Raw genomic sequence first — 24,868 nt, 5'->3', positions numbered from 1 at the left:
GGTTCGGTGTTTTTTCTATATCTGGAACTGATGATTCTTGTAACATACCTAACTAATTTTCAATTTACTAATTTGTCTGTAGTTATAAATACCGGGCACTTCAACATTTAATAACATAGTAGCTTCTTCTATGATATCATCATTATTTAAATCCAATGTTTCTAGATAGTTACTTTCTATTTTTATATTGTATTTATGGACATCGAAAAGGTTACTTATCAATGTAGATGCACTTTCTTCATCAAATCTGGGGTTGTCTATGTCTCCTGATCGGATAATTTGATACCCCATAGTCTGCTTATTCCTTGCTACAATCCTGGTATCTATACAAAAGGGTAATGCAGTGGTGTCAAAAAAATCATGCATAACTTTTTGCTGTTTAACCGATCTCTGAGACAATAAACTTTGCTGATATATTGGAGGAAATAGTAAAGTAGAAACCTCTGATTTCTTTACAAAATTTAAAAATTCTTCGTGGTTATTAATGATAGCGTTTACACCTTCAATGAATGTATCTATGTTCTCTAAGTCATCTTTGTATGCATTTTTAAAAGTATTTTTTTGGTCATCCCACTCTTCATAAATTTCTCCACGGTTGACAATAGAAATGATATCTCCGTGTTGGTCAGTGTAGAGCACCAATTTTTTTTGTAAACCCGCAAGTTGGTTTTCTATATCTAGAACACCCTCTTTATTACTTTGGGTTCTGGTAAGGATTTCAACAGAAAAAAGATAACCAATAGGGTCTTTTCTGATAAATGATTTTTTGACTTTGCACCTAATTCTATTTTCGACAGGTGCTTCGGTAGACTTTATATACCTAAACGTATCTAATTCATATACTACAGAATATTCATCTTTACGAAAGTCAATATCTTGCTTTTGATTTATATTCATATTAATTAATATTAACTTTGCCTCCTAAAACTTTTATCTTAGCCCCATTTAGCAAACTGGTTGCGGCTCCTGTTAAATTTAATACACCAGCGGTAATAACGGTTAGAATAGCACCACTTTGTATATTGGTCATTACGGCTCCAGTAATAGATATTCGTTTACCAAAAACAGAAACACTTTTGGATCCATTTATAGATATTTTAGATCCAGCTTTAGCCTTTAAATCAGCACCTGTATTCATGCTTAAATTAGTTCCTGCAGTAGAACTTATATCTTTTGCTGCAGTAGAAGTGATATTGTTTCCGGCATTAACAGTGAGATCATTACTTGCTTCGATAACAATATCGGTAGAGGAAAAGGTGATTTTGTTAGGAGCATTAATTGTAATTTCTCCATTACCACCCATAACTATGGTATTTCCACTTGGGTCGGCTATAGTTACGCTACCATCCGCATCATTGAGCGTTACTTGATTTCCACTACGTGTTTTGATTGCTTTCAGGTGATTATTGCCACTTTTAAAACTTTCGGGAACAGAAGACGCATTGGTCACGCTTCCTTTAACAATTGGAGATTCTGCATTGCCTCCTTCATGATCAACAATAACTTCATCTCCTTTTTCTGGAACGAAATACATTCCTTGTCCTGGTCCACCGGCAAGACTGGCCTGTCTTATCCAAGGAGAGGTTTCTCCGGTTTCTTTTTGCCAGGCATATTGTATTTTTACACGTCCCATTCCTTCGGGATCTACATTATCTACAACCACAGCAGTCTGAGATTTACCTTTTGGAAATGCTTTGATAGAAGTTTTCGGATAGGCATCCGTTTCTGCTGTTACAGCTTCAAAAATATTTTCGTATCTGCCATTTTCTGTACACCTATGATTTATTTTGGTAATTCTATAGCCTCCGTAGGATGAGGCTTCTCCGTCTATAAGTATCGTACTGCCAACAGTAATACTTGGATTACTACTTTTTCCTGTTACCTTAATCTGATTAACTTCATTAGCTTGTTTTTGATGTAATATCTGATCATCAATTCTGGATTTCATTTGAGCATCATCATGAGCACTTACAAAAACCTGTGTTTCTTTCCTAAAGAGTTTATCACTTTTTTTATTGATGGTAGCTATAAATCCTTTTGTGTTAGAATTTAATTCTTTGGTTTTAACTTCGTGAAAAGCATCACTGAGATAATCATTGGTAACATATTTAAAGTTATTAGGAATCGCTTCTAATTTCATAGATAGTTCAAGAAGGTCATATCCATATCGTAGTTTTACAGGATCTTTACTTTCTGGTTTTCCAAAGACTAATTCAGTACCATTATAATAAAACCATTCTCCATATTGTGCAGCTAATCTGCTAGCATATTGAAATGCGCTTTCTTCTTGTTGCACGCTGTAGTGAATAGGGGTTGCTTTTTTTGGAGAAATGTTATATTTCAAAATTCCCTTATCATATCCCACAAATGTTTTTTCTAAAATTTCTGATATCCCAATATCTTGATGAGAAGTATAATGAGGACCATCATCTGCAATGATACTACAACTTTTACCGATAATATATATGAGATCTCCGGTTTTTTGGTAGAACCCTTTAACTGTATTGATAGTCGTTACAATACCTTTAAATTCTAATGTTTCATCATCCGAAAAACCATTAACGGATTGTATTTTTAATAAAAAGACAGCCCCTAAAAAATTAATGCTTTCTCCAGAAATATTATCAGTTATTGTTTCTAGTACATCTTTTCTACAGATCAATTCAAAATTGTGATGTGCATCAATTTCCTGATGCAGCGATAAACTTTGGAATGCCGGAATTGGTTCACCGTCTATAAAGATTTGTACTTGTGTATCTGTAGCCATAATAATTGAGTTGATGTAGGAAATACTCTATTTACAGAAGTAAATTAATGGTAAGAATTATCTAAAATTCAAAAATGAGGACGAATGGTTGGTATATAAGGATGTTTGTAGTGTATTTTGTGGTCTTTTAAGTAAAATAAAGGTATAATTGACTAGTATAGAATAAGTAGGGTTGGTTCTTTTTATAATGTTTTTGCGGTTAGGATCTAAAAATTAATATAGAAAGCACTACTCCTTTGAAATTAACCGTTGGTCAACAAAATCTTTACAAAAATCCACACATGCATTTTGTTTGAGACTTAGTCAGTTAAGTTTGTTTCTGATTGAACAATTCATTTTAAATTTTAAAAGTAATGAGAAGACCAAACAATTTTTTGAAACACTTAGGAAAAGCCGCTTTAGTAGTATCTGTTTTATTTATTTCATCCTGTGGTAGTGACGATGCTCAGGATGCGATAGATAGTGTGGCTTGTGAAAACCAAACACTTGCTTCTAGACTAAATGTTGAAGCAGCAATTACTGCGTATAATTCGAACCAGAATCAAGGTACTTGTGAATCTCTTAGACAACTTATTGAAGTGTATAGAGATTTCGAATGTATAGCTGATGATGTGTTTGCAAGAGAGTATAATGCATTACCAGGTGATTGTGCAGATGCAGGTAATTAATAAATAAGTATAGCAAGAACAGCTAAAAGTGCTTATTTTATAATAAATGGCACTTACGTTTTAAATTTCTACAGGAAAGAATGGTTTTAGACAAAATCACTCTTTTACTGTTTTTATCTAACGTTGTATTAAAAATAAATTTATTTCTTACCAAAAATAGAATCCATAATAGTTTTTAACCCTCGAAAAGCCATAAATATAGCGAAAGAGGCTCCAATCAATCCCAAAATTAGGATAGGAACATAATATGGGTGATCTTGGTTTTTGAAGGCCGAGTGTATAATAACTGGGCTAATAAACATAAAAATTAGTGCAATTGCCATTCGCTGAACTCCTTTTCCTAGTAATTCTTTATCTGTTCTTTTAGGCTCCATAATTGTTTATTGCGTTACGAACACTACCATTTTTTTCTAATAATTTGGATGCCGCTTCTCTTTTGATGTTCAATTCTTCCATGATCATTCGTATACCCCGATCAACCAATTTGTTATTGCTTAATTGCATATCGACCATTTTATTACCTTTTATCCGTCCTAATTGGATCATCGTAGCAGTTGATATCATATTCAATACCAATTTTTGCGCAGTACCGGCTTTCATGCGAGAACTACCTGTAACAAATTCTGGCCCAACAGTAACTACTATTGGATATTGTGCGGTTGTTTCCAATGGACTTCCTTCATTACAAGTGATGCAGCCGGTGATGATATTGGATTCATTACATTTTTTCAACGCTCCAATAACATAAGGTGTTGTTCCAGAAGCTGCAATACCGATAACAACATCCTTTTCTGAAATTTGATAGGTTGTAAGATCTTTCCAACCTTGCTCTGTGCTATCTTCTGCAAACTCTACAGCTTTTCTAATGGCAGGATCTCCACCAGCAATTAAACCGATAACTAAATCATATGACACTCCAAAAGTAGGAGGGCACTCACTTGCATCTACAACGCCCAGTCGACCGCTGGTTCCTGCACCCATATAGAAAATTCGACCACCATTTTTTAATTTTTCAACAATTTTGGATACTAAAACTTCAATTTGAGGAATTGATTTTTCTACAGCATCCGGTACCGTTTTATCCTCCTTATTTATATTGGATAATAATTCAGAAATACTCATCTTTTCCAGATGATTATAGTTTGAAGCTTGTTCTGTTATCTTAGTAAACGCCATGGTTCAAAAATACTGATTTTCCTGATCATTCTTCAATAGTAAATTGAAAACGATTTGCTTCGGAAAGGTTAAAATATCCTAGCGCATAATTGTCGGGGTTGGTAGTATTAATAATATTTCCCCGTATCTGTGCAGGAGGTGTCTGAAAAGGGTTTCCTCCGTCCTGTTCACTTTGCTCTATTAAAATATTCGAGTAGTTGTAATATCTTTTATCGATACCTAAGATTTTAATCGTTACTTGTTCGCCCCCAACCATATCTTCATAAAAATAGGAGAAATTGAATGCTTCTCCTTGATAGAATCGGTCCTCGCTGGGGAGGTATAGGTTAAAATCAAAATCAAATAAATAGAAGTCATCTCTAGTGCCATCATCAGTAAAGAAAACGATAATTTCTGTTTCATCGCCTTCAAATAAAGTTCCGTCTCCTTGTTGAACATTATTAATAGGAACTGTAGGAATAAGCTGCGCAGTGGCCTGATACGTTTCTTCGTTATAAATTACGGTAAGTTCGTAATCAATATCAAATTCTGGAGTAATATTAGGATCTTCTGGAATGAATAATCCAGGCTCCTGGGATTCTACAAAATTAATCACGGAGTTATTAGAAAGATTTGTAACAAATACAGTCGCATCACTTACGGTAGGAACATTGTCATCAAAGAAAGGAGCTGATAATGTTAGTCGAACTCCACCCAGCGCATCTACAGGGTCTTCATCTAAATAAACCTCAAATGAAGCATCGATTACTAATCTGGGTTTTCCAATTGGAACCTCTACATCAATAACATCTTCACAGCTTGTAAATAAAGTAAGCGTGATAAAAATATATAGTAACTTTCTCATGGTTTTAAAATTTAAAATTATAAGTAATGGCTGGTACAATTCCAAAAATAGAAGTTCTTACGGCTTCATTAACAAACGTATCTGTGTTTTGACTGAAGGTTATGGAGGCAGCATTTCTGCGATTGTACAAATTATAAATACTAAAAACCCATTCTCCTTGCCATTTTCTGTTTTTGTTTTTTTTTGGTGTTAATGTTGCCGAAACGTCCATACGATGGTAAGCTGGTAAACGCTGTTCGTTTCGTAACCCATCATAAATAGGCACAACTAGTCCCTGGTATTCAAATTGGCCGGATGGATAATTGGTCGGTTGTCCTGTTTGGAATAAGAAATTAGCATTAAACTTCCATTTTTTATTCAATTCATAACTTCCAATGAAAGAAATATCGTGTGTTTTATCATAAGGGGTATTATACCATTTTCCGTTATTAATACCAGTTTCTATTGGTGTTCTTCCGGATGTGCGCTGTTCTGATTTCGATAAGGTATAGGCTAACCACCCTCTAAATTTACCTTGGTTTTTTCGTACTAATAGTTCCAGTCCATAGGCTCTGGCTTCCCCATTTAGGATTTCTTGTTCGATGGCATCATTTGCTATAAGTTCAGCCCCATCGATATAGTCGATACGGTTTTCGATGTCTTTATAAAAGATTTCTGCTTCTAAGGAATATGCATCATCATTAATGCTTTTAAAGTATCCTAAAGCGTATTGATTTAATAATTGAGGTTTAACATATTTTCCGCTTGGTGTCCAGACATCTAATGGAGTAGGAGAACTTGTATTGGATAATAGATGTAGGTATTGCGCCATTCTGTTATAGCTTGCTTTTATGGATGTATTGTCGTTAAAAGCATACGCTAAAGCCACTCTAGGCTCTAGATTAGTGAAATTTTCTATTTGATCACTTCTACTAATTCTCTCAGTTCCGATTGGATCTGCGGCTTCATAAATCTGTAACTCCTCATTAAATAAAAGTGGATTATCATTTTCGTAGATATTCAATTCATCCTGACCTAATCTTATAAAATTACTAAGTCTTATTCCATATTGTAGCGATAACTTGTTGGATATTTTATGTTCTGCATCAAGGTATATACCTAATTCATTCGCGTATTTGTCAATAAGTTTATCTCTAATTATCCCAGAATCCTCTCGATTAGGTTTGATCTCTCCTGGATTGAAACGATAATAAATATCATTTATACCATAATTTAGTTGAAAGTTATCACTGATGTAATGTTTTAGGTCATATTTTACATTAAAATTTCGAATACCTGAGTCCCATTCAAAACCGACAAAATCTAGTTCTAATCCATAAAAATAATCTGAATAGATCAAGGATAAATTAGAGAATAGCTTGTCTGAGAATAGGTGATTCCATCTCAGGTTTAAAACTGTATTACCGTAGGTATTTCTAAAACTTTCACTAATCGAAAACACATCTCGCCCAAAATAACCGGATAGAAATATATTATTGTTCTCGTTGATCTTATAATTTAACTTTGTATTAAGGTCATAAAAATAAGCGATGTTTTCATTTCCATCATCAACTATAGGAAGGAAAAGGTGCGCATAAGAGGCTCGACCACCCACTAGAAAAGCTCCTTTGTTCTTTACAATAGGTCCTTCTGCTAAGAGTCTACTGGATACAAGTCCAAGTCCTCCACTAAGATGGTACTCTTTACTATTCCCTTCTTTTTGATAGATATCCAAAACGGATGATATCCGACCTCCATAACGTGCAGGAATCCCTCCTTTGTAGAGTTTGATATCTTTGATAGCATCTGGATTGAAAACCGAAAAGAATCCAAAAAGATGTGAGGAATTGAAGATGGTAGCTTCATCCAGTAGAATCAGGTTTTGATCTGCCGCACCACCTCTAACATTAAACCCAGAAGCACCCTCACCGCCGCTGGTCACACCTGGTAATAGAACGATGGATTTGATAACATCTGCTTCTCCAAGAACGACAGGAATCTGTTTGATAGTCCCAGCGGTAAGTTTGTTTAGGCTCATTTGAGGATTCTTAATATCAACTTTTTCTACATTTTCTGTGATCACTATCTCTTCTAACATCTCAGAAGATTCAGCTAATTGAAAATTCAGTTTCTTATCTTCATCAAGTATAATTTCCCGTATAATATCTTTAAAACCTAAGTAACTAACTTGTAACTTGTAAGTTCCTTCTGGTAATGTGATGGAATAAAATCCGTATTCATTCGTAACAACTCCTTTTCCGATTTCAGGAAAAAGGACATTTACTCCGATTAAAGTTTCGTTACTGGATTTTTCTGAAATAGTTCCGTTTATTGTAAATTTTTCCTGAGCGGATATTGATAAGTGAAATAGTGAAAACAATACGATCAGGATTATACTAGAATGGTTGTGATTGCTCAAAAGAAAATATTTTATATGTCAGTACTAGAATAAAGTCTAATTTATAGACGTTCTACAACAAAATAAGTTACAAACTCTATTATTAAACAAATACTAACGAGAGGTTAAAAAAACTTTTAGGTTATAATTGTGAAATATTAATTAAGGTTTCCAGCAAAAATTAATAGGGAGCCATTCTTCAGAGTATAACGAAATGCTATTTGCGGGTTTAGCACTTGATTTGCATTTTAGGTATACTTGGTTGTTTTCTGAAAACACATAGTTTGTATCTATTTTTTTGGTTTCTACAACAACTTTGGTTTTCGTTTGAAATTTCTGTAACATTTTTCTAAAATTTTATAATATCAGTTTTATGTCTAAGGATATCTGAGAATAGTTTATTGGTCATTGAAAACATCGGTTTTTGTCAATAATGTCTCGAAAATGAATTAGCTAGTCTTATTTGAGCTAATTTTTAGGAGCCTTTTTCTTATATCTATTTCTACCAAGGTTAAAAACACCAACTTTTATACCCAAACCTGCAGAAAAACCATTAATTCTATTAATACCACTTGGATGGATATTAAATTTACTGGAGAATCTATATTTTATACCTGCTTCTAGTTGTACAAATCTGGAAACATTAAATAGTAAATTTACTCCAGGTTCTATAACAAAAACAGCATCCCAATCGTAATCATCTTCGTTAAAATCTTCATTGTCATCAAATTGACCGTCTACATAGCCAACAGCACCAAACCCAATTAGCATTGGAAATGATAGGTTTATTCTTGATTTACTGAATAGTATGGGTTCTAAGTGCATTCCTGCATATCCTCCAACCAGGTCTTCATCATTAGAAATGGATATACCAGGTAAGTTTTGCTGAGAGTAAAAGCCTTTCATACCAAACCCAATTTCAAATTGTCTGTTGGCCACATATGCTAGTTTAAGCCCAATTAATCCCGTATCTTCTCCATCAATTTCGCCATAACTTGTACTAAACCCAAGATAGACTCCGTGTACCATGTTTTTCCGATCGTTAAATTCGATATAGTCACTTTCATTGGATTCTTGAGAATGAATTTGTGATGCACTCATTATAAATAAAGTGATGAGTAGTTTGAATGTTTTTTTCATGAGTATTGATTTGTTTTATTGATTTGATAAATAATTTTGGTTATGATTGTTTTTATTCTTCTTTTAATATAATTACTCCTTTTTTACCGGTGATATGAAAAGTTCCTCTGTTAGAGGCTATTCCATACATAGCTTTGATGTCCCTCAACCTTCTTTTTTCATCAATAACTTTATTTTCGATGTTTCTGAAGGTTTTAGGTATTCTCAATAATCCATGTTCCAGCGAGGCACTGAAATCAAAATTAAGTTTAGATATATTAATATTTAGTTCAGAAGATTTTTGATCTATAGCAATAGTAGCATCTGGTTCTGTAATTCTTTTTACTCTAAAATCGGCTATATCCAGTGTGAGATTAATATCTTTTTTAACATTCTCCAGAATGATATTTGAAAATTCAAGTTCTCCTTTGATTTCATCGACCTTTCCTATGGAGATTTTGTCTTTACTAGAGTAAATTTCCAGATGAGTAACTTGTTCAATTATGATAGTTGAACCGCTACTTAGTACTCTGAGATTCTTAGAAGTTTCGTGATTAAATTCACTGTTTTTTAGTTCGATTTTTCCGTACGTAATTGATTTGGTTTGTAGTTTTCCAAACTTCATTTCAATATTAGCGTTAACAATATTGCTGTTAACCCACATATCTCCATGTTGTAAATTTGTTTTTAGTTTTCCATTCCAATTACTAATAATAATATCTCCAAATTTATTATTGATTTGAATTTCTGCATTTGTCGGAAGACTAATTTTATAATCTATTTGTATATTTCCTTTATCAAAATCAAATGGATTTACGCGATTAAATATTTTAGAAAAGAAACTATCACTTTTCTCTTCAATATTAGAAACTATAGTTACAAAATCGTCAGTAGCATTGATGAAAGGTCTTATTCTTGATAATAGATCCTTGGCATCCTCTTTATCTTTTTTATTGACTGTGATATCAATAGCGATCTGTATTTTATTCTGGTTCCATCCAGTGATTATGATATTACCATATTTATTTTCTAATTGTAATTCTCCGGCATTGGTAAAATTATATGCCTTTTTAATAGATTTAGATAGTTCCTCCTGTGCATTTGTATGATGTACGGTGAAGATTATCAATACCATCAGTATTAATTTTTTATAAAACATATCCTTCATGATCATTGGATTTTTTGGAGTCTTTTATTTGTTCTAAAAGATTTTCTATTAACTCAATTCTTTTTTTATAGTTCTGAACAATAGCTTCTAGGATGTATTCATTATTTAGATTAGTAGCCATTTCTGTTTTTAACAAGATGTACTCCTTATCTAAATCATCTATAAACGAGAGGAATTCCTCTTTGTGCTCTTCGGATAATTTGGAATTATTTTTGACTAATTCTACCTGAAAAGAAACAAGGTTTTTATAATAGTTGTCAATATCTTGTAACTCTTGATTAACTTCTATATGCTGGCTGGTCATTCCATTTTCTGATCCTATGTGGAGTTTAGTTATAGAAAACACTCCTAATAGTATTAGAAAACTAGCAGCTATCTTTACAAAAGGGGACTTCCAAAGCCTTATAGTTTTTACTTTTTTGATTTCAGAAGTTGCGTCAAGTTCTGACGCGATACGTTCCCAAAGTTTTGTTTTATCTGCTTTGTGTTCATCAAACAAAAGTTTGTTCTCTTTTATATATTTTTCAAAATCACTCATCTTATTCTAGTGTATTTATAATCTGAATTAGTTTTTTCTTTGCTCTGTGGTATTGTGATTTAGAGGTTGAACTGGAAATTTCTAATATCTCTGAAATCTCAATATGATCATAACCCTCAATTAAATAGAGGTTAATAATTTGTCGATATCCATTTGGAAGCAATCGAATACCTCTTTTTATTTTATGGATATCTATTGATTTTTTGGATTCATAAGCCTCTTCACTAATGTGATATTCATGATCATCAAGTGGTGTAATTGGTATTTTTTTAAGTTTTAGGTGATTGATACTTGTATTGATTACGATTCTTTTTAGCCAAGAACCAAATGTACTTTCATATTTAAAGGAGGTTAAGTTTTTGAACGCATTTACAAAACTATCCTGAATAACATCTTCTGCATCTTCTTTGACACCCACTATTCTCATACTTACATTATACATAGCATCTATATAAAGCTCATATAACTTGTATTGTGAATTTCTGTCACCAGATTTGCTTTTTTCTACAAGATCTTTATGTGTATCAAGAATATTCTTTTCCAATTAATTGTGGTTGAATGTAAGTTGCTTTAAAATTACTTTTCTTTTCTATTTATTACTATTGACAATACAAAAAGTAAAGGGTTGCATCCAGTTTGTGTTTTTTTATTTCAAAAAACTAAAAAAGCCTGAAAACATTATGTTTTCAGGCGGATACAATATGCTAATTTTTTTTGATTTACTGATAGCTGAAGTATTGCATCTTTCCTGCATTACATATAGCTATAATTAATGTTTTATCTCCTTTTTGAATAGAAGTGACACCTCAAGCATCTCTGATCACCGAGAAACCGCTTTCGGTTACAGGTAGTGATTCAAAATTTCCTGTACCATTACCCAATAATACGGTACCGATACTAGCATCACTACGTCCGGTCTCAACATCTGTATGATAATTATTTCCAGTAAGGATTAAATCTAAATTCCCGTCATTATTAAAATCAGCGATATCAGATCCCATTGAATTTCTGCTCATATGAAAAAACATACTATCTATAGAATCGATAAATGTTCCATCTCCTTTGTTGATGTAAAAATGATCTTTGTCCAGATAGTCGTTAGCGATGTAAAGATCAGTCCATCCATCTTTATTAATATCCGCAAGGGTAACACTCAACCCAAACGCTCTATTAAGCAACCCTGCTTTTTTGGTAACATCGATAAAGGTGCTATTTCCATTATTACGATACAATCTGTCACATACATCTTTGTAATTAGTATCTTTATATAATTCTATTTTACCATCTTTTCCTTGTACTGTTTTTAGGTTTAAAGCATTGGTGAAATCTACTCTGTGATTGAGCAGGTACATGTCTATATCCCCATCATTATCATAATCAAAAAAAGAAGCTTGGTTAGAAAAGCCTTGGTCATTTAATCCATAATCTAAAGCTTTGTTAGTAAAAGTTAGGTACTGATTATTGATTAGTAAAATATTCTTTCGTTGCTCGGGTTCGCCTGCCAATGATCGACAGATATAGATATCCTGGTAACCATCACCGTTAATATCTACCATAGCAGTACCCGTACTGAAACCTGATTGAAAAACACCTGCTGTTTTGGAAATATCTTCGAATTGGAGGTTTCCCTTGTCTAAAAATAACCTTCCACCAATTAAATTTCCTGAAAGAAAAATATCAGGTAATCCATCGTTATTAATGTCTCCAACAGCGACACCAGCCCCACCATAAATATATTCATAAGTAATTATGTTAAAAGTTTCATTTTCCTCGAGTCTGTTGACAAATCGTAAACCCGTTTCCTCAGGATTGGTTAAGGTAAACAATGGCTCTTCTTCCTTGAAACCCGCCTGTGTATCAATTTCATGATCTACTTCTTTTTATTTACAAGACGTCACAAAAATTAATGATATTGTACTGATAACATTGAATAAAGTAAAACGGCTTAATTTTATTGGTTTTTGTTAGATAAAAGTTTCCGTATGTTTTTAGATTTAATGATCTTTCTTCCGTAAAACTACATAATTTTTATTTTAACAATTTTAAATTTAAAATTTGTTTGAGATAAGGAGGGTGAAATTTCACTAATCGATTACATACTAAAGAAAAATGCCATATAAAAAAGTTTATATGGCATTTTTTTAAGTATTATCTTAAATGAACTATTCTATAATTCCATTTAATGTTTCACTTGGACGCATCGCGTGAGCAACTTTAGTTGTATTAGGCCAGTAATAACCACCCATATCTATAGGGCTTCCCTGAGCATCATTTAGTTCTTGAAGAATTTTTGTTTCATTATCTGCTAATTTCTGAGCGACGCTTTTAAACTCTTCTTGTAAATCTTTATCTTTTGATTGTGCTGCCAGTGCTTGAGCCCAATACAACGCTAGATAAAAGTGACTACCTCTATTGTCTAGTTCGTTTACTTTTCTTGATGGAGATTTTTTATTTTCTAAAAACTTTTCAGTTGCTTTATCTAAGGCTTCGGCTATTATTATAGCTTTTGAATTATTATTGCTTTCTCCTAAGTGTTCTAAAGAAACAGCTAATGCTAAGAATTCGCCAAGAGAATCCCAACGTAAATGACCTTCTTTGTTAAATTGCTGTACGTGTTTAGGAGCTGACCCACCAGCACCAGTTTCAAATAAACCACCACCATTCATTAAAGGAACGATAGAAAGCATTTTTGCACTGGTTCCTAGTTCTAGGATAGGAAATAGGTCTGTATTATAATCACGTAATACATTTCCTGTTACAGAAATCGTGTCTTCACCATCTTTGATTCTTTCCAAAGAGAATCTTGTGGCTTCTACTGGTGACATAATTCTAATATCCAATCCTGTAGTGTCGTGTTCTGGTAAATATTTATGTATTTTTTCGATCAAACTGGCATCGTGGGCTCTGTTCTTGTCTAGCCAGAATATTGCTGGAGTATTCGTAGCGCTAGCTCTGCTTACAGCAAGTTTTACCCAATCCTTTATAGGAGCATCTTTGGTTTGACACATTCTCCAGATATCTCCTTCTTCTACGTCGTGTGTTATCAAAATATTGTCAGAAGCATCTACTACACGAACCGACCCATTACCTTTAATCTCAAAAGTTTTATCGTGAGAACCATATTCCTCTGCTTTCTGAGCCATTAATCCAACATTAGGAACGGTTCCCATAGTGGTTGGGTCAAAAGCCCCGTGTTTTTTACAAAAGTCGATCGTTTCTTGGTAAATCCCCGCATAACTACTGTCAGGAATAACCGCTTTGGTATCTTGGGTGTTACCCTCAGCATCCCACATCTGTCCAGAATTACGAATCATAGCAGGCATTGATGCATCGATAATGATGTCACTAGGAACATGAAGGTTGGTAATTCCTTGATCAGAATTTACCATGGCCAATTCGGGTCCATTTTTATAACACGCTTTGATATCAGCTTCAATCTCCGCTCTTTTAGTAGCGTCTTTTATTTTCTTTAATTTATTTACAAGATCTCCAAACCCGTTATTTATCTCAACACCAATTTCTTCAAGTATCTCACCATGTTTCTCGAAAACATCTTTGAAGAAAACCTCTACTGCATGACCAAAGATTATAGGATCTGAAACTTTCATCATGGTTGCTTTCATATGTAATGAAAACAGTACATTTTTATTCTTGGCATCTGCAATTTGTTCTTCCAAAAATGAAATCAATGCTTTTTTATTCATTACGGTAGCATCGATTATTTCTCCTTCTAATAACGCTGTTTTTTCTTTTAATATAGTAGTGTTTCCATTAGTGTCGACAAATTCAATTTTTACATCTACAGCTTTTGTTATGGTAACAGACTTTTCATTAGAGCGAAAATCTCCACTGTTCATAGTAGCTACATGCGTTTTAGAATCACTGCTCCAGGCTCCCATGGAATGTGGGTTTTTTCTAGCGTATTGTTTTACAGGCTTAGGTGCTCTTCGATCAGAATTACCTTCTCTAAGTACAGGATTTACTGCGCTTCCTTTTATTTTATCGTATCTGGTTTTAATTTCCTTTTCATTAGCATCCTTAGGTTCTTCGGGATAATTAGGAATGTTGAAACCTTGTAATTGTAATTCTGCAATAGCAGCTTTTAATTGAGGAATTGAAGCACTAATATTAGGAAGTTTAATAATGTTGGCTTCTGGCTTCAGTGCTAACTGGCCAAGTTCTGCTAATGCATCTGGTTGCTTTTGCTTATCCGAAAGACTCTCTGGGAAAATTGCAAGAATTCTTGCTGCTAGCGATATATCTTTTGTTTCTATTTCTATATAGGCAGCTTTTGTGAATTTTTTGACAATTGGTAAAAAAGAATAAGTAGCTAATGCAGGTGCTTCATCAGTTTTTGTGTAAACAATTTTTGAGGATTCAATTCCCATATTTTTTTCATTTTTAATAAGACACTTTTCAGCTTTGTAAGCGAGACATCTTATATATTATACTATATGTTAAGGAAATATTTAGTCGTTCAACGTCTTTTTCACAAACAATATCAACCTTTCTTTTCAATGTCGGTTAAACACATTAGGGTATATAATATTATTCGATGTAAGATTTTCCGAGCGCGAAGATACAAATATAGGGGGCTAAATGCAACCAGTATGTTGTTAGTTTTGCGTTAAAGCAATTGAATTAGAAATCTTTAAAAAGGAAGGGATAAAAAGAAGTTCTCGTAAACAAAAGGAACTTAACTTATGGATAGTTATAAAAAAATAAAAAGCCATATCATCATACGAATACCTTGATATGGCTTTTGTGCAGAAATAATAATTTTGTTAGCTGTTTTACCCGCTATGAAATAATAACTTTCGTTAATTTATACCAAAATGGTCATCTCTGTTTTGAGCAGGTTTAAGTTTTATAGAAAGTCTATTATCAACCTAAATCCTACTCAGGAAACTATTGCGAACGCTCGTGTTTCTAAATTACCATTGTAATTTTTCAGTTTTTCATCCGAATAGTCTAATTCCACTTAAAATTAAAAAGGTGTCAAAACTTAATTTTTTCTTTTGAATTTCATTTTGAAATGATTTTAGAGAGAACCCTTAAAGTGATTTCAATGATGTATTCAAAAAAATAACTTTCGTTTTATATTTATTCTAACCTTAAGATGGTTTATGTAAATGTTCAAAGAACGTATTTAGAAAAAATATAAATTTTAGAATCCTTTTGTCATCTCTATTAGTACGTTATATTCTTTCTACTCATAAAGATAACGAAAAAAAACTATCAATTAGTTTTTTATATCATTTTAGTTATCAACCTGTTATGAACCGTAGTTGTGAACTTTTGTTCATAAAAAAAGACTACTAAACAGTAGTCTTTTTTTATAAAATGAAAAAGAAAACTAGTTTCTTTTTTCTGTAATACGTGCTTTTTTACCAGTAAGTTCTCTGAAGTAGAATATACGTGCTCTACGAACTTTACCTCTTTTGTTTACTTCAATTTTTTGAAGTGCAGGTAAATTTATTGGAAAAATACGTTCTACACCTACTGTTCCAGACATTTTTCTAATTGTAAAAGTCTCGCTAGAACCAGAACCTCTTCTTTGGATAACAACTCCTCTAAAGAACTGAGTACGTGTTTTGCTTCCTTCTTTAATTTCGTAATATACAGTGATGGTGTCACCTGCTGAAAATTCAGGTAGTTCTTTTTTTGTAACAAACTCGTTTTGTACAAATTTTACTAAATCTTCCATTTTTGAAATAGTTTACTTTTGTTTTGTTAAAGCAACATTCACGATTTTCGCCAGAGGTTGTTTCAATCAGGCTGCAAAAATAAGTATTATTTAATGATTTGCAACTATTTTTATGATTATTGTCTTCTTAGTTGTTTTGTTACTTAGAAGCCAGAATTACGGATAATACTTTTTATATCGTTTGGGCGTAACCCTTATAAGGTTTTCTATTTTTTATCCAGCAAATCAGGTCTGCGCTCTTTGGTTCTTTGGTACGCCTGCTCTTCTCTCCAAGCTTCTATTTTTGGGAAATTTCCAGAGGTAAGTACATCAGGAACTTTCCAGCCTTTGTAGTTTGCAGGTCTTGTGTAGATTGGAGGCGCCAATAGGTCATCCTGAAAAGAGTCTGTTAACGCAGAGGTCTCGTTACCCAATACACCTGGGATTAATCTAATAATAGCATCACACAGAATCAAAGCGCCCAATTCTCCACCCGAAAGTACATAGTCACCTACTGAAATTTCTTTAGTAATAAAATGATCCCTAACACGTTGATCAACACCTTTATAGTGTCCGCACAAGATAATTAAATTATCCCTTAATGATAGTTGATTTGCAATACCTTGATTTAATTTTTCACCGTCCGGAGTCATATAGATAATCTCATCATAAGATCTTTCAGATTTTAATCGGGAAATACATTTATCAATTGGCTCCACCATCATTACCATACCTGCACCGCCACCAAATTGATAATCATCTACTTGTTTGTAATTATCTGTAGTGTAGTTTCTAAGATTATGGATGTGTACTTCTACTAATCCTTTTTCTATGGATCGCTTCATGATGGAAGCTTCAAAAGGGCTTTTTAGAATATCTGGTACAACAGTAATTATATCTATTCGCATCTCTATAAATTAAAGGTTTGCAAAGATGCAAAAGAATACATTAAAAATCCAGAAAATTACTATTACTTAGCTCCGGTTTTACGCTGTTTGTTGATTTCATCCTGAAGCTTACGCATTACTTTCTGCTCTCTTTCTAAGGCTCTTCGTCTGTGATCTTCAAATTCTGCTTCTGTTTCTGCTAAAGCTTTTCTGGCCTGTATGGTCACAGAATTACTGTTTTTGAATTTAAAAACAAAAAACGCAAGTAGCGCAATAAGGGCCCCAACGATAGTCCACATCATAGTTTTGTAACTACCCTTAGTAAATGACATTCCTAAAAAAGTCATATTGTCTTTTTCTTCAGTAACAGTAGTGAGATCTTCGTTGGTTTTGGCCAAGGATGCTTGTAGGTTGGATATGGAAGTAAGTTGTTCTGTGATTTTCTGGTTAGCACTACTTAATTTAGATTCAGTTGTTTGAAGAGAATCTATCGTATTTCTTTTTAATTTATCTAACCAAACACGTTTTACTACTTTGTATTCTTGATATCTTCCGGATTTTTTAATGACAACATCGAATTGCGTTTCAATATTTTCTTGTTGTAACGCACTTTCTGCTGTGAGGTTCTCTTCTTGTGCCTGTGCCTGGATGGTTTCAAAGATGGGGAATAGAGCTATTAAAACTAATAGGTACTTTGATAATTTCATGTGTGAGTTTTAATTGTTTTTAATGGTTGATTAAAACCTTTGGATTAAATGAGATAAACTTCGCTATACTTGCCTGATGAAGTTATTCATTCATCAAAATGTTTCATTTTTGTTTTGCGTTAGTCTTTAATTGATTTTAACGATAATAAAGATACGATATTGTGGGCAATTTAAAGATTTAATACCGTAAGGATTTCGTAGGGATTCTCTTTATTTTAAATTTAAATATGAGAAACAGTTCGTTTTGTATAAACAATTGATGACGGTATAGTTGCATTCTTGTTTCAGTATCTTCTTTTTTTTAGTTTATGAAAGATAAGAATAAAGTGTTTTGCTGTTTTATAGATGTCCAAATAAAAAAAAAGTCGTTATATGAAAATAACGACTTTCGAAACATATCTTGATATACGGTTCCCTTAATAATAAGTATAACGTCTAACCTTAGCGATGTATTTAGATAACCTGATTACTTGATGGCTGTATCCATATTCATTATCATACCATACATATAATATTGCATTAGTGCCTTTGCTATCTACGATCGTAGCATTACTGTCATATATCGAAGGAGCTGAAGATCCAACAATGTCACTAGAAACCAGTTCATTGTCTAGAGAGTACTTTATTTGTTCAACAAGATTGCCTTCTAAAGCATACTTTTTGATAATAGCATTCATACTTTCTTTAGATGCTTTTTTGTTTAAATTAAGGTTAAGAATTGCTAAAGAACCATTCGGCACAGGTACTCTTATAGCATTTGAAGTTAGTTTCCCTTCGAAACTAGGAAGTGCTTTGGAAACTGCTTTTCCTGCTCCGGTTTCAGTGATAACCATATTTAAAGCTGCGGCACGACCTCTTCTGTATTTGTTATGCATATTATCAACCAGGTTCTGGTCATTAGTATAGGCATGTATTGTTTCTAAGTGCCCATTAATAACCCCAAAACTTTCATCTACTGCCTGTAAGATAGGTGTGATTGCGTTGGTAGTACACGATGCAGCAGAAAATATGTTCACTTTATCAGGGTTATATTCTTTATGATTAACACCATGTACAATATTAGGAATTCCTTTTCCAGGAGCTGTAAGTAAGACTTTGTTTATTCCTTTTGCGATTAAATGTCTACTAAGCGCTTCTTTGTCTCTAAAAGCTCCTGTATTATCTATCAATAAAGCATTGTCAATTCCATAAAAATTATAATCTATATCTTCGGGATTGTTAGCGCTAATTACTCTTACGGTAGTTCCGTTAATGATAAGGGAACTATTCGCAATATCAGTCTCTACTAAACCGGAAAACTCTCCGTGAACAGAGTCATTTCTTAATAGGGAGGCTCTTTTTTCTAAGACGTCTTCTGTGATAGATCCTCTGGTTACAATCGCCCGTAGTCTTAGTTGGCTTCCTTTTCCGGTAATGGTCATAAGTTCTCTCGCTACTAATCGTCCGATACGTCCAAAACCATACAATACTACATCTTTAGGAGAGATGTCTTTAAATTTCTTAGCTTCCTTTAGTTTGTTCATTACAAAACTGGTTGCTGAATCAAATTCATTGCTCGTTAAGTGATATTCATAGGTAAGTTTACCAATATCTAATTTGGCAGGAGGCAATTCCATTAATTTAATGGCTTGAGCGATCTCTACAGAGTCAAAGATTGAAATTGGTTTTTGAACAAATTCACCAGCGTACTCATGCAAATTTAGGATTTCACTTACATTTTTATCAATCAACTGGTTACGAAACAATACTAATTCGATAGAATTATCGTACCATAAATCGCTTACAGTTTTAATAAATGCCACCGTGGCACGGCGTCTGTCTGCCTGAAAGGCAAGTTCTTTCTCATAAACTTCGTTAGAACTCATAATGTGTTGTGTTTTACAATCTTGAAATTTCGCGCAAAAGTATAAATTTCAAACGTTTTCGTAAAGTTTTTTGATAAAAAAAATCCCATTGTTTTTTTGAACAATGGGATGATTGATATGACACGGTGTTACTGCTAGTTTTGGAAAACAAATTCGCGCTTTTCACCATCTCTGTCTATTAGGCTGATAGTAATGTCGTCTTTAGGATATTTACTTTCAATAATTTGTTTTACTTGTAAAACATTTTTTACTTTTTTTCCATCAACTTCACTTATAATTAGTCCTTCTAGATTATAACGTTGCATTCTAGGACTTAGCGCTCTGCTAATTACTACACCATGATCCAAATTGAATTTTTCCAACATCTCTTTAGCAGGATTTGCTACTTCTACACCAACATCTTCTATATTGTAACGTTGTATGATATATTTGGTCAACGTAACGGGTAGGTTTAACTCTCTTTCATTTCTTAAGATCTTTACATTGATTATGTCATTAGGGCTTTTACTATTGACATATCCTGTTAAGTCCGCAAATTTACGTATCGGTAACCCATCGATTTCTCTGATTACATCTCCTTCTTTAAGACCCGCCTTTTTAGCGCCACTATCATCTTCTACACTAGCTATCAAAACACCTTGGGATACAGAAATCCCATATTCTGTCATCGCTTTTGGATTTATGGTTCCACCTCTTATGCCTAGTATACCCTTTTGAACATCTCCAAACTCTAAAATATCCTCTACTATTTTACGAGCATTGTTTGATGGAACTGCAAAGGCATATCCTACATAACTGCCTGTTTGAGATGTGATTGCAGTATTGATGCCTATAAGCTCACCGTTTATATTAACCAGTGCTCCTCCGCTGTTTCCTGGATTGATAGCCGCATCTGTTTGAATAAAAGATTGGATATTTCCATCATATTCATTAAGATCCCTAGATTTTGCACTAATGATTCCGGCTGTTACCGTAGAAGTTAAGTTGAATGGATTACCTACAGCTAATACCCATTCTCCAATTTTGGAAGTGTTTGAATCGCCAAAAGGAATGTAGGTGAGTTTTTCATCAGTATCAATCTTAATAAGAGCGATATCTGATTGTGGGGCAGTACCGACTACTTCTGCTTTATAGGATTTATTATTGTTTAAGGTAACTTCTAAATCCGTAGCACCATCGATTACATGATTATTAGTTACAATATAACCATCTTCTGTAATGATTACGCCAGATCCGGCACCTTGTATTCTTCTTTCTGTTGCTCCACCATTCCTAAAATACTCCATTAAGTTTCTAGGAGTCTTTGTAATTCCGTATTGCTTCACGTGTACTACAGCATTTACAGTTTTTTCTGCTGCAACAGTAAAATCAGCATTAGTATTTGCAGCACTTAAATTCGTGGCAGTATAAGACGCCGGAATCATATTTGTTCTTGGGGTAGTTTCATTTTTGGTAATGGCTATAGTTTCTGGTTCGAGAAATGTCTTGTACATTCCTAAAGTCATTGCACCTGCTAAAATAGCGACAACCAATAAGCTCAAAAATCTTTTCATCTTCTTTTCTTTTTTTAGTTTAATTTGACTAGTACTATGATTATAGACTCTTTATAACTATTAAAATTACAATTATAGTATATTTTTTTTTGATATTTAACGCGCTATTAACAACGATAAAATGGTAACTTTCTTTGTACCTTTGTGCCTCGATAATGAAAAAGAATAATGAATCTTACATTTTATAAATACCAAGGTACTGGGAATGATTTTGTAATCATTGACAATAGACAACAATTAGTATCCAAAAATGATACCAAATTATTTGCAGGACTTTGTGACAGGAAATTTGGTGTTGGCGCAGATGGTCTTATGCTATTAGAGCTCCCCAGAAATGAGGAAGATGATTTTACCATGGTGTATTTCAATTCTGACGGAAATGAGAGTTCTATGTGCGGTAATGGAGGTAGATGTCTTGTAGCATTTGCAGAATACCTTGGAGTTATTAAGAATAAGGCAACTTTTACAGCTATTGATGGCAAACATAAAGCCGAAATTAAAGAAGGACTTGTTTATTTGCAAATGCAGAACGTTTCAAATATTGAAGAGTATGATTCGCACTTGTTTTTGGATACAGGTTCTCCTCATCACGTTACCTTGGTCAATGACCTGATGCATTTTGATGTTACAGGTAACGGAAGGAAAATTAGAAATGGAGCTCCGTATTTTGAAACAGGAAGTAATGTTAATTTTGTGGAAAAAGAAAGTGACGATTTGTTTGCAGTTCGCACTTATGAAAGAGGTGTCGAAGATGAGACATTATCGTGTGGAACAGGTGTTACAGCAGTCGCATTATCCATGCATACTATAAAAATGACGTTTAAAAAGCAAGTGAACATCAAAACTCCAGGAGGAATATTAAAAGTTACTTTTAAAGAAACAGATAATGGCTATGAGGACATATTTCTGATCGGTTCTGCGGTACAAGTTTTTAAAGGAGAAATTCCATGTTAACACTTAAAGGTGAACATATTTATCTTAGAGCATTGGAACCAGAAGATCTGGATTTTATTTATCAGATAGAAAATGACGAACAGATCTGGGAAATGAGTACAACCCAAACTCCATATTCTAGGTTTTTGATAAAACAATACTTAGAGAATGCCCATCAGGATATTTATGACGCGAAACAGTTACGACTTGTTATCTGTTCATATGACGGAGCTAGATTGGGACTGATTGACTTATTTGATTTCAATCCAACTCATAATAGGGCAGGAGTGGGGATTCTTATTGCAGAAAAAGAGCATCGCGGCAAAGGATATGGTAAGGAGACTTTAATGCTTATCAAGAAGTACGGTCAGACACATCTTAGGTTACATCAATTATATGCTAATATTGCAGAAGATAATGTAGCAAGCATGAAGTTATTTGAGAAAGAAGGTTTTATAAATATTGGAATAAAAAAAGAATGGAACCTTGTAAATGGTAATTACAAGGACGAACTATTATACCAGCTTATATATGTACATTAAAAGAATTTTATTGATTATAGTCTTGATAGGTTTAATTGGTGGAGGTTTGTTCGCTTATTATGTGTATCAAGCTGTTTTTTCTCCTAATACTAATTTTGAAAAAGAAACAACAACAGTTTACATCCCTACTGGAACAACATACTCCGAATTAAGAAAAATTATACATCCGCTATTAAATAATCCTTCGAGTTTTGATAAAATAGCAGATAAAAAAGGGTATACTACCAGAGTAAAAGCAGGAAAATATATACTCAAAAAAGGGCTTAATAATAATGAGCTTGTTGGCCTATTGAGAAGTAAAAACAAGCCCATTCAGTTAAGTTTTAATAATCAGGAAAGATTGGAGAACCTTGCCGGGAGGGTGGCTCAGCAAATAGAAGCAGATAGTTCATCATTAATAAAAGTATTTAAGGAAGACGCTTTTATTAAAGAAAAAGGGTTTACTAAGGAAAATGCATTAGCTATGTATATTCCTAATAAATATGAATTTTTCTGGAATACATCTGCAGAGCAGTTTAGGGAACGTATGCTGAAAGAGTATAAACGTTTTTGGAACGATAAAAGAAAAGAACAAGCAAAGAATATCGGTTTGAAACCAACACAAGTCACTACAGTTGCTTCTATTGTTCAAAAAGAAACTGCAAAGATAGAGGAGCGCCCAAGAGTTGCAGGAGTATACATAAATCGATATAAAAATGGGTGGAAACTAGATGCGGATCCAACAGTTATTTTTGCGATAAAGAAGCATAGAAATGATTGGGATGTTGTTATAAAAAGGGTCTTATACAAAGATCTAGAACTCGATAGCCCCTATAACACCTATAAACATAATAACTTACCTCCCGGGCCTATAACTATGCCTGATATTTCATCAATTGATGCTGTTCTTAATTATGAAAAACACGATTATTACTTTTTTGTAGCTAATGTAGAGAATTTTGGTTACCACAAGTTTGCTAAAACCATGGCTCAGCATAATAGAAACAAAAAACAGTATGTGAATTGGGTCAATAAACAAGGTATAAAACGATAAAAGTTGCGTTGGGTTTTGTAGGAAAAAAGCAGCTGGCTTATCCTAATTATTTATAAAAATAAGATTAATTTATTCACAAAATCGTTTGAAATTTTGTGAATTATACATTGTTGGTGATAGTTAAATTGTATCGATTAAAACTATCTATTTGACGTTTAAGTGCGCTTTTTAAGGTTTTTTTCATCTTTTTCTTCTGTTTTTTAACAATGTTTTTTATATAAACACCTGTTTTTCAACATTATAATATTTTTAACATACGGCTGTGTTTTATTAAAAATAAAGCTGTATATTTGCACCGCAAAAATTTAAGTAGTGGGGAACGTCTTTTTGATGGCTGCTTGAAAATTTTTTTTATGATAAAAAGGATAATTGGACTTTTTGTAATTCTTACAATCGGAGCAATCTTATTAGTAAGTTTTACACCAAAAAAACACATAGATTTAAGCTCATATAGCACTGAAGGTTTAGATCTGTATTATATCGCTCCTAACTTTAACGAGATAGAAGATGATCTTCCGGATTATTTTATTTATCCAGAATTGGGTAAATCATATGTAGGTTTTAAGGAGGCATTAGCCTTTAAAGAATCAAGAGGTGATTATGGAGTTGTAAATCAATTTGGGTATTTGGGCAAATATCAATTTGGTATGAGTACTCTGGCGATGATTGGTATAAAAAACAGAAATGAGTTTCTTTCTAGTCCAGAACTACAGGAAAAAGCATTTTATGCTAATCTTTCTAGAAATAAGTGGATTTTAAGAAGAGATCTTAAGTGGTTCGTTGGTAAGCGGATGAATGGTGTTCTTGTGACCGAATCTGGTGTATTAGCAGCTGCTCATCTTGCCGGTCCAGGCTCGGTTAAAAAATATTTACGTAGTGGCGGAGTAGACGGGTTTGCAGATGCTTTCGGTACAACTATTCGATACTATATGAAACGATTTTCTGGATTTGATACTTCATTCGTAAAGCCAAATAGGAAAGCAAAAGCTTATCTTTAATTTAATT

General features: G+C 33.3%; 22 protein-coding genes. 5 read left to right on the top strand and 17 right to left on the bottom strand.

What is annotated here, in order from left to right:
• Window positions 1-48: 48 nt before the first annotated feature.
• Both ACWGOQ_RS17470 and ACWGOQ_RS17465 read right to left on the bottom strand, forming a co-directional pair.
• The gene (locus ACWGOQ_RS17470) at window positions 49-897 is read right to left on the bottom strand and encodes a hypothetical protein (protein WP_452059442.1); all 849 of its coding nucleotides are present in this window, start codon (window positions 895-897) and stop codon (window positions 49-51) included.
• Window position 898: 1 nt separating this feature from the next.
• Window positions 899-2,767, bottom strand: coding sequence for a type VI secretion system Vgr family protein (locus ACWGOQ_RS17465; protein ID WP_452059441.1), 1,869 nt, complete (start codon window positions 2,765-2,767; stop codon window positions 899-901).
• 353 nt (window positions 2,768-3,120) lie between these two features.
• Here ACWGOQ_RS17465 and ACWGOQ_RS17460 point away from each other — a divergent pair, with 353 nt between their 5' ends.
• A complete protein-coding gene (locus ACWGOQ_RS17460) occupies window positions 3,121-3,435 on the top strand; it encodes a hypothetical protein (protein WP_452059440.1) in 315 nt (104 codons plus the stop codon).
• A gap of 140 nt (window positions 3,436-3,575) precedes the next feature.
• On the opposite strand, the gene ACWGOQ_RS17455 is transcribed toward ACWGOQ_RS17460, so the two are convergent.
• The 15 genes from ACWGOQ_RS17455 to ACWGOQ_RS17385 all read right to left on the bottom strand — a co-directional run bounded on the left by ACWGOQ_RS17455 (window position 3,576) and on the right by ACWGOQ_RS17385 (window position 21,355).
• Window positions 3,576-3,809: a DUF6095 family protein gene (locus ACWGOQ_RS17455; RefSeq protein WP_452059439.1), complete on the bottom strand. Its 234-nt coding sequence runs from the start codon at window positions 3,807-3,809 to the stop codon at window positions 3,576-3,578.
• Window positions 3,799-4,611 (bottom strand): N-acetylmuramic acid 6-phosphate etherase, encoded by an 813-nt coding sequence (gene murQ, locus ACWGOQ_RS17450; RefSeq protein ID WP_452059438.1) that lies wholly within the window; start codon window positions 4,609-4,611, stop codon window positions 3,799-3,801. Before murQ ends, ACWGOQ_RS17455 begins: the two co-directional genes overlap by 11 nt.
• 25 nt (window positions 4,612-4,636) lie before the next feature.
• Window positions 4,637-5,455, bottom strand: coding sequence for a DUF4249 family protein (locus ACWGOQ_RS17445; protein ID WP_452059437.1), 819 nt, complete (start codon window positions 5,453-5,455; stop codon window positions 4,637-4,639).
• A gap of 4 nt (window positions 5,456-5,459) precedes the next feature.
• A complete protein-coding gene (locus tag ACWGOQ_RS17440; protein WP_452059436.1) occupies window positions 5,460-7,853 on the bottom strand; it encodes a TonB-dependent receptor in 2,394 nt (797 codons plus the stop codon).
• Window positions 7,854-8,300: 447 nt separating this feature from the next.
• The gene (locus tag ACWGOQ_RS17435) at window positions 8,301-8,972 is read right to left on the bottom strand and encodes a hypothetical protein (RefSeq protein WP_452059435.1); all 672 of its coding nucleotides are present in this window, start codon (window positions 8,970-8,972) and stop codon (window positions 8,301-8,303) included.
• A gap of 52 nt (window positions 8,973-9,024) precedes the next feature.
• Window positions 9,025-10,086: a hypothetical protein gene (locus ACWGOQ_RS17430; RefSeq protein WP_452059434.1), complete on the bottom strand. Its 1,062-nt coding sequence runs from the start codon at window positions 10,084-10,086 to the stop codon at window positions 9,025-9,027.
• Window positions 10,087-10,099: 13 nt separating this feature from the next.
• Complete coding sequence (locus tag ACWGOQ_RS17425) at window positions 10,100-10,657, bottom strand: hypothetical protein (protein WP_452059433.1); 558 nt, start codon at window positions 10,655-10,657, stop codon at window positions 10,100-10,102.
• A gap of 1 nt (window position 10,658) precedes the next feature.
• Window positions 10,659-11,201 carry an RNA polymerase sigma factor gene (locus ACWGOQ_RS17420; protein ID WP_452059432.1) on the bottom strand — a complete coding sequence of 181 codons (543 nt, stop codon included), beginning with the start codon at window positions 11,199-11,201 and terminating at the stop codon, window positions 10,659-10,661.
• A gap of 262 nt (window positions 11,202-11,463) precedes the next feature.
• Window positions 11,464-12,483 (bottom strand): FG-GAP repeat domain-containing protein, encoded by a 1,020-nt coding sequence (locus ACWGOQ_RS17415; RefSeq protein WP_452059431.1) that lies wholly within the window; start codon window positions 12,481-12,483, stop codon window positions 11,464-11,466.
• Window positions 12,484-12,819: 336 nt separating this feature from the next.
• Window positions 12,820-15,045 carry an NADP-dependent isocitrate dehydrogenase gene (locus tag ACWGOQ_RS17410; protein ID WP_452059430.1) on the bottom strand — a complete coding sequence of 742 codons (2,226 nt, stop codon included), beginning with the start codon at window positions 15,043-15,045 and terminating at the stop codon, window positions 12,820-12,822.
• A gap of 968 nt (window positions 15,046-16,013) precedes the next feature.
• On the bottom strand, window positions 16,014-16,364 hold the full coding sequence (gene rplS / locus ACWGOQ_RS17405) for a 50S ribosomal protein L19 (protein WP_452059429.1): 351 nt from the start codon (window positions 16,362-16,364) through the stop codon (window positions 16,014-16,016).
• 206 nt (window positions 16,365-16,570) lie between these two features.
• Entirely contained in the window at window positions 16,571-17,251 is a 681-nt protein-coding gene (gene trmD / locus ACWGOQ_RS17400; protein WP_452059428.1) for a tRNA (guanosine(37)-N1)-methyltransferase TrmD, read from the bottom strand.
• A 62-nt stretch (window positions 17,252-17,313) separates the two neighbouring features.
• Window positions 17,314-17,937, bottom strand: a complete 624-nt coding sequence (locus ACWGOQ_RS17395; RefSeq protein ID WP_452059427.1) for a tRNA (guanine-N1)-methyltransferase — start codon at window positions 17,935-17,937, stop codon at window positions 17,314-17,316.
• Window positions 17,938-18,353: 416 nt separating this feature from the next.
• Entirely contained in the window at window positions 18,354-19,802 is a 1,449-nt protein-coding gene (locus ACWGOQ_RS17390; protein ID WP_452059426.1) for a glyceraldehyde-3-phosphate dehydrogenase, read from the bottom strand.
• Between the two features lie 134 nt (window positions 19,803-19,936).
• On the bottom strand, window positions 19,937-21,355 hold the full coding sequence (locus ACWGOQ_RS17385; protein ID WP_452059425.1) for a trypsin-like peptidase domain-containing protein: 1,419 nt from the start codon (window positions 21,353-21,355) through the stop codon (window positions 19,937-19,939).
• A 168-nt stretch (window positions 21,356-21,523) separates the two neighbouring features.
• Here ACWGOQ_RS17385 and dapF point away from each other — a divergent pair, with 168 nt between their 5' ends.
• From dapF to ACWGOQ_RS17365, 4 genes are all read left to right on the top strand, one after another.
• A complete protein-coding gene (dapF, locus tag ACWGOQ_RS17380) occupies window positions 21,524-22,309 on the top strand; it encodes a diaminopimelate epimerase (protein WP_452059424.1) in 786 nt (261 codons plus the stop codon).
• Window positions 22,303-22,830, top strand: a complete 528-nt coding sequence (locus ACWGOQ_RS17375) for a GNAT family N-acetyltransferase (RefSeq protein ID WP_452059423.1) — start codon at window positions 22,303-22,305, stop codon at window positions 22,828-22,830. Before dapF ends, ACWGOQ_RS17375 begins: the two co-directional genes overlap by 7 nt.
• Complete coding sequence (gene mltG, locus ACWGOQ_RS17370) at window positions 22,820-23,863, top strand: endolytic transglycosylase MltG (RefSeq protein ID WP_452059422.1); 1,044 nt, start codon at window positions 22,820-22,822, stop codon at window positions 23,861-23,863. Before ACWGOQ_RS17375 ends, mltG begins: the two co-directional genes overlap by 11 nt.
• A gap of 353 nt (window positions 23,864-24,216) precedes the next feature.
• Window positions 24,217-24,861: a peptidoglycan-binding protein LysM gene (locus tag ACWGOQ_RS17365; protein ID WP_452059421.1), complete on the top strand. Its 645-nt coding sequence runs from the start codon at window positions 24,217-24,219 to the stop codon at window positions 24,859-24,861.
• The last annotated feature ends 7 nt before the right edge of the window (window positions 24,862-24,868 follow it).

The sequence above is a fragment of the Aquimarina ulvae genome (assembly GCF_053613295.3).
The sequence above is the reverse complement of the archived record's forward strand: the minus strand, read 5'-3'. Positions and strand labels throughout refer to the sequence as shown.

Bases quoted from the DNA above. Each gene is read 5' to 3' on its own strand.
- ACWGOQ_RS17470 (WP_452059442.1), bottom strand. From the start codon at position 897: ATGAATATAAATCAAAAGCAAGATATTGACTTTCGTAAAGATGAATAT.
- ACWGOQ_RS17465 (WP_452059441.1), bottom strand. From the start codon at position 2,767: ATGGCTACAGATACACAAGTACAAATCTTTATAGACGGTGAACCAATT.
- ACWGOQ_RS17460 (WP_452059440.1), top strand. From the start codon at position 3,121: ATGAGAAGACCAAACAATTTTTTGAAACACTTAGGAAAAGCCGCTTTA.
- ACWGOQ_RS17455 (WP_452059439.1), bottom strand. From the start codon at position 3,809: ATGGAGCCTAAAAGAACAGATAAAGAATTACTAGGAAAAGGAGTTCAG.
- murQ (WP_452059438.1), bottom strand. From the start codon at position 4,611: ATGGCGTTTACTAAGATAACAGAACAAGCTTCAAACTATAATCATCTG.
- ACWGOQ_RS17445 (WP_452059437.1), bottom strand. From the start codon at position 5,455: ATGAGAAAGTTACTATATATTTTTATCACGCTTACTTTATTTACAAGC.
- ACWGOQ_RS17435 (WP_452059435.1), bottom strand. From the start codon at position 8,972: ATGAAAAAAACATTCAAACTACTCATCACTTTATTTATAATGAGTGCA.
- ACWGOQ_RS17430 (WP_452059434.1), bottom strand. From the start codon at position 10,086: ATGGTATTGATAATCTTCACCGTACATCATACAAATGCACAGGAGGAA.
- ACWGOQ_RS17425 (WP_452059433.1), bottom strand. From the start codon at position 10,657: ATGAGTGATTTTGAAAAATATATAAAAGAGAACAAACTTTTGTTTGAT.
- ACWGOQ_RS17410 (WP_452059430.1), bottom strand. From the start codon at position 15,045: ATGGGAATTGAATCCTCAAAAATTGTTTACACAAAAACTGATGAAGCA.
- rplS (WP_452059429.1), bottom strand. From the start codon at position 16,364: ATGGAAGATTTAGTAAAATTTGTACAAAACGAGTTTGTTACAAAAAAA.
- trmD (WP_452059428.1), bottom strand. From the start codon at position 17,251: ATGCGAATAGATATAATTACTGTTGTACCAGATATTCTAAAAAGCCCT.
- ACWGOQ_RS17395 (WP_452059427.1), bottom strand. From the start codon at position 17,937: ATGAAATTATCAAAGTACCTATTAGTTTTAATAGCTCTATTCCCCATC.
- ACWGOQ_RS17390 (WP_452059426.1), bottom strand. From the start codon at position 19,802: ATGAGTTCTAACGAAGTTTATGAGAAAGAACTTGCCTTTCAGGCAGAC.
- ACWGOQ_RS17385 (WP_452059425.1), bottom strand. From the start codon at position 21,355: ATGAAAAGATTTTTGAGCTTATTGGTTGTCGCTATTTTAGCAGGTGCA.
- dapF (WP_452059424.1), top strand. From the start codon at position 21,524: ATGAATCTTACATTTTATAAATACCAAGGTACTGGGAATGATTTTGTA.
- ACWGOQ_RS17375 (WP_452059423.1), top strand. From the start codon at position 22,303: ATGTTAACACTTAAAGGTGAACATATTTATCTTAGAGCATTGGAACCA.
- mltG (WP_452059422.1), top strand. From the start codon at position 22,820: ATGTACATTAAAAGAATTTTATTGATTATAGTCTTGATAGGTTTAATT.
- ACWGOQ_RS17365 (WP_452059421.1), top strand. From the start codon at position 24,217: ATGATAAAAAGGATAATTGGACTTTTTGTAATTCTTACAATCGGAGCA.